This window comes from Corallococcus exercitus, from assembly GCF_003611585.1.
Classification (GTDB): domain Bacteria; phylum Myxococcota; class Myxococcia; order Myxococcales; family Myxococcaceae; genus Corallococcus; species Corallococcus exercitus.
On the sequence record NZ_RAVW01000081.1, the window covers coordinates 18,859 to 28,404 of the forward strand.

The window sequence follows — 9,546 nt, forward strand, 5'->3', positions numbered from 1 at the left end:
CATGACGCCCGAAGAGAAGCGAGCACGCCTGGCGCAGCTGCTGAAGGACAAGTCGCGCCCCGCCTCGAAGCAGGCGCCCCTGTCCTTCGCGCAGGAGCGGATGTGGTTCCTGGACAAGTGGAGCCCCGGCAGCGCGGCGTTCCACATGCCCACCGCGGTGCGCCTGACGGGCACCGTGGACACGGACGCGCTGGGCCGCGCCCTGGCCCTGCTGGTGGAGCGGCACGACACGCTGCGCACCACCTTCCAGGAGCGTGAGGGCGGCGCCGTGCAGGTCATCGCCTCCACGGGTGAGGTGCCGCTGGAGGTGATGGACCTCCAGGGCCTGCCGGTGTCCGAGCGCGACGCGGAGGCGCAGCGGCGCGTGGTGGCGCTCGCGCAGCAGCCCTTCAGCCTGGAGCAGGGGCCGCTCTTGCGCGCGGTGCTGATGCTGCTGGGCAACGGCGAGCAGGTGCTGCTCATTGATCAGCACCACATCGTCTCCGACGGCTGGTCCATGGGCGTGCTCGTGCACGAGCTGGCGGTGCTGTACCGCGCGTGCCTGGAGGGCCAGCCCTCGCCCCTGAAGCCGCTGCCCTTGCAGTACGCGGACTGGGCGGTGTGGCAGAAGGACTGGCTCCAGGGCGCGGAATTGGAGCGCCAGCTCACCTACTGGAAGAACCGCCTCAACCCGCACGCGCTGCTGGAGCTGCCCCAGGACAAGCCGCGCCCGGCGCTGATGAGCTCCAAGGGCGAGCGGCAGGTGATGCACCTGTCCCCCGCCCTCACCAACGCCCTCAAGGCGCTGGGCCAGCGCGAGGGCCGCACCCTCTTCGTGACGCTGCTGTCCGCGTTCAACGTGCTCTTGTCGCGCTACACCGGGCAGGACGACATCGTGGTGGGCACGCCCATCGCGGGCCGTCCGCGCGCGGAGGTGGAAGGGCTCATCGGCCTGTTCGTGAACATGCTGGCGCTGCGCTCGGACCTGTCCGGCAAGCCCACGTTCAAGGAACTGCTGCGCCGCGTGCACGAGTCCACGCTGGACGCGTACGCGCACCAGGACATCCCCTTCGAGCGGCTGGTGGACGCGCTCAAGCCGGAGCGGCACCTCAGCCACTCGCCCATCTTCCAGGTGATGTTCGTCCTGCAGAACGCGCCCATGCCGGCCCTGGAGGCCCCGGGCGTGCTGATGGAGGCGAAGCCGGTGGACACCGGCACGACGAAGTACGACCTGTCGCTCCTGCTGGTGGACCTGCCCCAGGGCCTGCGCGTCACCGCCGAGTACAGCACCGACCTCTTCGAGCGCTCCACGGCGGAGCGCCTCCTGGGCCACTACCTCACGCTGCTGGAAGGCATCGTCGCGCAGCCGGACCTGCCCATCTCCCGCCTGCCGCTGCTGCCTTCCGCCGAGCAGCAGCGCGTGATGAAGGACTGGAACGACACCGCCGTCACGCACCCGAAGGAAGCGACGCTCACGTCACTCATCGCGGCGCAGGTGGAGCGCACGCCGGACGCCGTCGCCCTGGAGTTCGAGGGCAGCCGCCTCACCTACCGGGAGCTGGATGCCCGCGCGAACCAACTGGCGCACGCGCTGCGCAAGCATGGCGTGGGGCCGGAGGTCCGCGTGGGCCTGTGCGTGGAGCGGTCGCTGGAGATGGTGGTGGGCCTGCTGGGCACGCTGAAGGCGGGCGGCGCCTACGTGCCGCTGGATCCAGGCTACCCGCAGGAGCGCCTGGGCTGGATGCTGGAGGACGCGCGTCCGCCGGTGCTGCTGGTGCAGGAGCGGCTGTTGTCGCGGCTGCCGGCGGCGGACGCGAAGGTGGTGAAGCTGGACACGGGCTGGGAGAAGATTGCCCGCGAGCCCACCACCGCGCCCGCGCCCACCGCGACGCCGGACTCGCTGGCGTACATCATCTTCACGTCCGGCAGCACCGGCCGCCCCAAGGGCGCGATGAACGCGCACGGCCCGGTGGTGAACCGCCTCTTGTGGATGCAGTCCGCCTACCAGCTCATGCCGCAGGACGTGGTGCTCCAGAAGACGCCGTTCAGCTTCGACGTGTCCGTCTGGGAGTTCTTCTGGCCGCTGATGACGGGCGCGAAGCTGGTGGTCGCGAAGCCCGGCGGACACCAGGACCCGGGCTATCTCAAGGGGCTGATTGCCTCCGCGTCCGTCACCACGCTGCACTTCGTGCCCTCCATGCTCCAGGCCTTCCTGGACGAGCCGGGCGTGGCCGGGTGCACGTCGCTGAAGCGCGTGGTGTGCAGCGGTGAAGCGCTGCCCTTGGAGCTGAAGGAGCTGTGCCTGCGCACGCTGCCCGGCGCGGGGCTGCACAACCTCTACGGCCCCACCGAGGCCGCGGTGGACGTGACGTTCCACGCGTGCAAGGCGAACGACGGCCGCCGCTCCGTGCCCATTGGCCGGCCGGTGGACAACACGCAGATCCGCATCCTGGACGCGGAGCTCCAGCCGGTGCCTCAGGGCGCGGCGGGCGAGCTGTACATCGGCGGCGTGCAGGTGGGGCGCGGCTACCTGGCGCGGCCCTCGCTCACTGCGGAGCGCTTCATCCCGGACCCGTACGCGACGGTGCCCGGCGCGCGCATGTACCGCACGGGCGACGTGGCGCGGTGGCTGCCGGACGGAGAAATCGAGTACCTGGGCCGCGCGGACTTCCAGGTGAAGATCCGCGGCCTGCGCATCGAGCTGGGCGAGATTGAATCGTCGCTGGAGAAGCACCCCACGGTGCGCCAGGCGGTGGTGCTCGCACGCGAGGACCGGCCGGGCCAGAAGCGGCTGGTGGCCTACGTCACCGGCAAGGACGCGAAGCCGGAGGCCGCGGCGCTGCGCACCTTCCTGCTGGAGCGGCTGCCCGAGTACATGGTCCCGTCCAACGTCGTGGTGCTGGAGCGCATGCCGCTCAGCCCCAACGGCAAGGCGGACCGCAAGGCGCTGCCCGCGCCGGAGCTGGGTGGAACGGATCCGGCCCGCCCCTTCGTGGCGCCGGGGACGGCCATCGAGCAGCAGATCGCCCAGGCGTGGAAGGACCTGCTCCACGTGGAGCGGGTGGGCCTGGACGACCCCTTCTTCGAGCTGGGTGGCAATTCGCTGCTCGCCCTCCAGCTCCACCGCCGACTGACGGCGGAGCTGGGCGTGACGCTGGCGCTGACGGACCTCTTCCAGTACCCCACCGTGCGGGCACTGGCGGCGCGGCTGTCGCGCCGGGAGGACACGCCCTCGGAGGACGCGGCGCAGGCGGGCCGCTCCCGTGCCGAGGCGCGACGCACGGTCAACCGCCGCGCGGGAGCCTCGCGCGGTCGGGTGGAAACGGATGGAGACGCGGATGAGTGACGCAGTGGGTGGTGGCGAGGAGCGCATCGCGATCGTCGGCCTGGCGGGCCGCTTACCGGGTGCGAAGACGCTGGAGGGCTTCTGGGAGATGCTCCGGCGCGGCGGCGACGCGCGCCGCGTGCCCACGGACGCGGAGCTGGACGACGCGGGCGTTCCGCAGGCCCTGCGCGCCCATCCGCAGTGGGTTCGCTCCAGCTACGTGCTGGAGGGCGCCACGGACTTCGACGCGGGCCTCTTCGGCTACAGCCCGCGCGAGGCGGAGCTGATGGACCCCCAGCAGCGCATCTTCATGGAGTGCGCGTGGGAGTCGCTGGACAACGCCGGCTATGACCCGCTCCGCTTCAAGGGCGCGGTGGCCGTCTACGCGAGCGTGAGCCTGAGCTCGTACCTGCTGCGCGCGCTGATGCGGCAGCCGGACCTGATGGACACGGCCGGTTCGTTCGGCGTGATGCTGGCCAACGACAAGGACTACGTGGCCACGCGCGTGTCCCACCGGCTGGGCCTGCGCGGTCCCGCCGCGACGGTGCAGACGGCGTGCTCCAGCTCGCTGGTGGCGCTCCACCTGGCGTGCCAGAGCCTCTTGTCCGGCGAGAGCGACATGGCGCTCGCGGGCGGCTCGTCCGTGTCCTTCCCGCAGACGGCGGGCTACCTCTACCAGGAGGGGATGATCTTCTCGCCGGACGGCTACTGCCGCGCGTTCGACGCGAAGGCCAACGGCACCGTGCGCGGCGCGGGCGCGGCGGTGGTGGTGCTCAAGCGGCTGTCGGACGCGCTGAAGGACGGCGACACCATCCACGGCGTGCTCCTGGGCACGGCGGTGAACAACGACGGCGCGGGCAAGGTGGGCTTCACCGCCCCCAGTGTGGAGGGCCAGGCCGCGGTCATCGCGGAGGCGCTCGCCATCTCCGGCGTCACGCCGGAGGACATCCAGTACGTGGAGGCCCACGCGACGGGCACCCCGCTGGGCGACCCGATAGAGGTGGCCGCGCTCAACCAGGCCTTCGGCGGCAAGCAGACGGGCCAGAAGCGCGTGGCGCTGGGCTCGCTCAAGGCGGCCATCGGCCACCTGGACGCGGCGGCCGGCATCGCGGGCGTGGTGAAGACGGTGCTCGCCATGGAGCACGGCGAGATTCCCGCGAGCCCCCACTTCCAGCAGCCCAACCCCGTCATCGACTTTGACGCGGGGCCCTTCTTCGTGCCCTCGCAGCCCCGGCCGTGGACGTCCGCGAACGGGCCGCGCCGCGCGGGCGTGAGCGCCTTCGGCATCGGCGGCACCAACACGCACGTCATCCTGGAGGAGGCGCCGAAGACCGCCGCCCCCGCGCCGTCGCGCCGCGCGTGGCACGTGCTGCCCCTGTCCGCCCGCACGCCCGCGGCGCTGGACGCGGCGACGGAGCAACTGGCCGCGCACCTGGACGCGAAGCCGAACGTGTCCCTGGCGGACGTGGCCTACACGCTCCAGGTGGGCCGGCACATCCACGAGCACCGCCGCGCGGTGGTGGTCAAGGACGTCGCGGACGCGAAGGCGGCGCTGCGGGACGCGCGGCGGCTTTTGGGTGGCTCCGGCCTCAACACGCGCCGGCCGGTGGTGTTCCTCTTCTCCGGTCAGGGTTCGCAGTACGTGGACATGGGCCGGGGCCTCTACGAGCAGGAGCCCACCTTCCGCACGGAGGTGGACGCGTGCGCGGAGAAGCTCAAGCCGCACCTGGGCCTGGACCTGCGCACCGTGCTCTATCCGCCCGCGGACGGGCGCGAGAAGGCCACGGAGCAGCTCAAGCAGACGTCCCTGACGCAGCCCGCGCTGTTCGTCATCGAGTACGCGCTGGCGAAGCTCTGGGCGTCTTGGGGCGTGACACCGCAGGCGATGGTGGGCCACAGCATCGGTGAGTACGTGGCCGCGTGCCTGTCGGGCGTGTTCTCGCTGGACGACGCGCTGGCGCTGGTGGCCACGCGCGGCCGGCTGATGCAGTCGCTGCCCGCCGGCTCCATGCTGTCCGTGCGGCTGACGCCGGAGGCGCTGGCCCCGCTGATGGACGCGCGCCTCTCCGTGGCCGCAGTCAACGCGCCGGGGTTCACCGTCGTGGCGGGCCCCACCGACGCGGTGGACGCGCTCCAGGCGAAGCTGGAGGCCCAGAAGGTGGAGGTGTCGCGGCTGCACACGTCGCACGCGTTCCACTCCACGATGATGGACCCCATCGTCGAGGAGTTCCGTCAGGCCGTGGCGAAGGTCGCGCGCAAGGAGCCGAAGGACCTCTACCTGTCCAACGTCACCGGCACCTGGGTGACGCCCGAGGACGCGGTGAGCCCGGCGTACTGGGCCCGCCACCTGCGCGACGCCGTGCGCTTCCAGGACTCGGCGACGCTGCTGTTGAACGACCCCGAGCACGTCTTCCTGGAGGTCGGTCCCGGCAACGCGCTGGCCACGCTGGTGCGCCGCAACGCGAAGGAGGGCACGTTCCCGGCCATCCTCACGACGCTGCCCGCGCCGCGTGACGCCCAGCAGGACGCGCTGACGCACGCCACGGACGCGTTCGCGAAGCTGTGGCTCGCGGGCGCGAAGACGATCGCCGGCCGCGTCTACAAGGGCGAGTCCCGCCGCCGCATCCCCCTGCCCGCCTATCCCTTCCAGCGCGAGCGCTACGACCTGCTCAAGGGTCCGCCGCCCGCGCTGCCTCGCGCCGCCACCGCCGCGCGGACCGCTCCGGCGCAGGGCGTGGAGCTGACCGTCCCATCGTGGCCGCGCACGCGTGCGTCGCCGCAGGTCCCGTCGCTTTCCGGCCAGCGCTGGCTGGTGCTGGAGGCGGACACGCCGGTGGCCTCGCGCGTGACGGAGCGGCTGCGCCAGGCGGGCGCGGACGTGGTGTCGCTCGTCGCGGGCCAGGGCGCGTCGGATCCGGTGACGAAGCGCTTCGGCGTGGACGTGGCCTCGCCCGACGCGGTGAGCGAGCACCTGGAGCGGCTGCGCGGTGAGGACTGGGCGCCCGCGCACGTCGCGTACCTGTGGCCGCTGGTGAAGGAGCCGCGCGACCTGGAGTCGGGGCTCGCGACGTCGTTCCACGGGCTGCTCGGGCTGGCGAAGGCGGTGGGTCCGGGCGCGGCGAAGGCGCCCGTCACGCTGGACGTGGTGACCACCGGCGCCCAGGACGTCACGGGCGAGGAGCCGCTGCTGCCCTGGCAGGCGGCCGCCGTGGGCGCGAGCCGCGTGCTGCCGCAGGAGTACCCCGGCCTCACCGTGCGCGCCGTCGACGTCACCTGGCCCGCGCCGGACGAGTCCGCGTCCGGCCCGTGGCTGGAGCGGCTGGTGACGGAGCTGGCCACCGGCAAGGAAGCGGTGGTCGCGCTGCGCGGCCCGTACCGCCATGTCGAAGGGTTCGAGCCCCTCGACCTCCCCGTCAGCACGGGCGCCGATTCCTCGGAGCCGCAAGGCGCTCCCGGGCAGGGAGCGGCCACCAGCGCCGCGGCCAGTGGCTCCGCGCCGGTGCTCGGCACCACGACCCTGGGCGGGCCCGGAGCGACCACGCTCGGCGCCACGGCACCCGGCACCGCGTCCACCGCTGGCACCACGGGACCGGGCTCCACCGGCACTGCGTCCGCAGCTGGCGTCACGGGACCGGGCGCCTCCCATGGCTCCGCCTCCACCGCGCAGTCCACGGGCCTCAAGAACGGCGGCGTCTACGTCATCGTCGGCGGCCTGGGTCGCGTGGGGCTCGCGCTCGCGGAGCAGCTCACGCAGGCGGTGAAGCCGAAGCTCGTGCTGCTGTCGCGCCGCACGCTCCCCGCCCCCGGCGAATGGGACGCGTGGCGCGCGGGCCATGACGCCCAGGACGCGACGTCCAAGGCCATCGAACGCATGCGCGCGCTGGAGCAGTCGGGCGCGCAGGTGCTGGCGCTGCGCGCGGACGCGGGCGTGCCCGGTCAGCTCGACAAGGCGCTCCAGGTGGCGGAGGCCAGGTTCGGCCGCGTCGACGGCGTCTTCTACGCGGCGGGCGACGGCGGCATGGCCACCCGCATCTCCGTGGACGAGTCCACGCCGGAGGCCACCGCCCCGCTGCTGGCCGGCCGCTTCGGAGGCCTCACGCAGCTGGCGGAGGCCTTGGCATCACGGCGCCCGGACTTCGTCGTGGTGCAGTCCTCCCTCACCGTGGTGCTGGGCGGCATGGCGGTCAGCGCGGTGGCGGCGGCGCACGCCGGCATGGACGCGCTGGCGGCCCGGCAGGCCCGGCTCGGCGGCACCCGCTGGTACACCGTGGACTGGGACGTGTGGGGCGTGGGCGAGGGCTTCCGGCCCGACGCCGTCATCTCCCCCACCGAGGGCTTCCGCCTCCTGCGCGCACTGCTCACCCAGCCCACCGGCGGACGCTTCCTCGCGTCCCGAGGCTCGCTGGAAGCTCGGCTCCAGGTGTCGCGCGACGGCACCACCACCGCCCGTGCGGGCGGAAGCGCCAGCGGCAAGCACCCGCGTCCCCCGCTCGCCAACGCCTTCGTCGCCCCTCGGGATGAGACCGAGGAGAAGGTCGCCGCGCTCTGGCAGGACCTGCTGGGCGTGGAGTCCGTGGGCATCACCGACAACTTCTTCGAACTGGGCGGCCACTCGCTGCTGGGCGTGCAGTTGCTGTCGCGCATCCGCGAGGCCTTCCAGGTCGAGCTCTCCATGCGCGCCCTCTTCGAGTCCCCCACCGTGGAGGTGATGACGGTGGCCATCGTGGAGGCGAGCGCAAGCCAGCTCGACCCGGAAGCCCTGGAAGCCATGCTCGCGGAGCTGGAGCAGGGCTGAAATCCCCTAGGAACGCCGGGCCCGCGCGCACTCCCGTAGTACCGTGCGCGGGCCCCTGACCCTCCTGCCCCCCAGGAGAAAGAGACGTGGAATGAGCCTCGCGCAACGCCTGACCATCACCCAGCCCATGCGGGTCTTCTGGATCACCTGGTTTGGTCAGCTCATCTCGATCCTGGGCTCCGGCCTCACGGCCTTCGGCGTGGGCGCGAAGGTCTTCCTGGACACGCGCTCCACCACGCAGTTCGCGCTCCTGTCCTTCTTCGCGTTCGCGCCCATGGTCATCCTGGCCCCGCTGGCCGGAACGCTCATCGACCGGTGGGACCGCCGCCGCGCCATGCTGCTGGCGGACATGGGCAACGGCCTCAGCACGCTGATCATCTTCGGCCTGGTGCTGGCGGACAGCAAAGGCCTCATCCAGCTCAAGGCCTGGCACTTCTACCTGCCCGTGTCCTTCGGCGCGTGCTTCGGCGCCTTCCGCTGGCCGGCCTTCTTCGCCACGGTGACGCTGCTGGTGCCCAAGCAGCACCTGGGCCGCGCCAACGCCATGGCGGAGGTGGCCAGCGGCGCCAGCCAGATCCTCTCCCCCATCATCGCCGGAGCGCTCATCGACAGCGTGGGGCTGGTGGGCGTGCTGTCGGTGGACGTCTGCAGCTTCACCATCGCCATCATCACCCTGCTGATGGTCCGCTTCCCGCGCCCCCCGGCGTCCGTGGAGGGTCAGCAGGGCAAGGGGTCCATCCTCGCGGAGATGAAGCAGGGCTGGAGCTTCATCAGCAGCCGCAAGGGCCTCATGTCCCTGCTGGGCTTCACCGTCGTGGCCGTGCTGTGCATGGACCTGGTGGTGCTGCTCATCACCCCGCTGGTGCTGGCCTTCACGGACATCTCCACGCTGGGCATCATCGCGTCGGTGGCGGGCGTGGGCGCGCTCCTGGGCGCCGTCGGCATGGGCGTGTGGGGCGGCCCCAAGAACCAGCTGCACGGCATCCTGGGGTTCCAGATGGTGTCGGGCCTGGTGCTCTTCATGGCCGCGCCGTCGCCCAGCGTGCCGCTGGTCGCCACCGCCGCCGCGCTCTACCTGTTCACCATGCCGCCCATGGTGGCGAGCAGCCAGTCCATCTGGCAGCGCAAGATTCCGGCGGACCTCCAGGGCCGCGCCGCGGCCGTGAAGCGGATGATCACCCTGTGCATGTCGCCGTTCGCCAGCCTCATCGCCGGGCCGCTCGCGGACGACCTCTTCGAGCCGGCCATGGCCCAGGGCGGCGCGCTCGCCGGCACCATGGGCCGCCTCCTGGGCGTGGGCCCGGGGCGCGGCATCGCCGTCATCTTCATCGTCCTGGGGCTGGTGACGCTCACCAACGTCGCGTTCGCCTGGACCAACCCGCGCCTGCGCAACCTGGACCGCGAGCTGCCGGACGCCCTGCCTGACGCGTCCCCCGCCCCGGACACC

Annotated in this window: 3 protein-coding genes; all 3 read left to right on the forward strand. The window is 72.3% G+C overall.

The features are described 5' to 3' along the window. Window position 1: 1 nt before the first annotated feature. Window positions 2–3,325, forward strand: a complete 3,324-nt coding sequence (locus tag D7W79_RS12885; protein WP_120525671.1) for a non-ribosomal peptide synthetase — start codon at window positions 2–4, stop codon at window positions 3,323–3,325. Continuing rightward, a complete protein-coding gene (locus D7W79_RS12890) occupies window positions 3,318–8,099 on the forward strand; it encodes a type I polyketide synthase (protein ID WP_158616955.1) in 4,782 nt (1,593 codons plus the stop codon). The genes D7W79_RS12885 and D7W79_RS12890 overlap by 8 nt, the downstream gene beginning before the upstream one ends. Window positions 8,100–8,190: 91 nt before the next feature. Continuing rightward, the coding region (locus tag D7W79_RS12895; RefSeq protein ID WP_120525670.1) for an MFS transporter at window positions 8,191–9,546 on the forward strand (1,356 nt) is incomplete at its 3' end.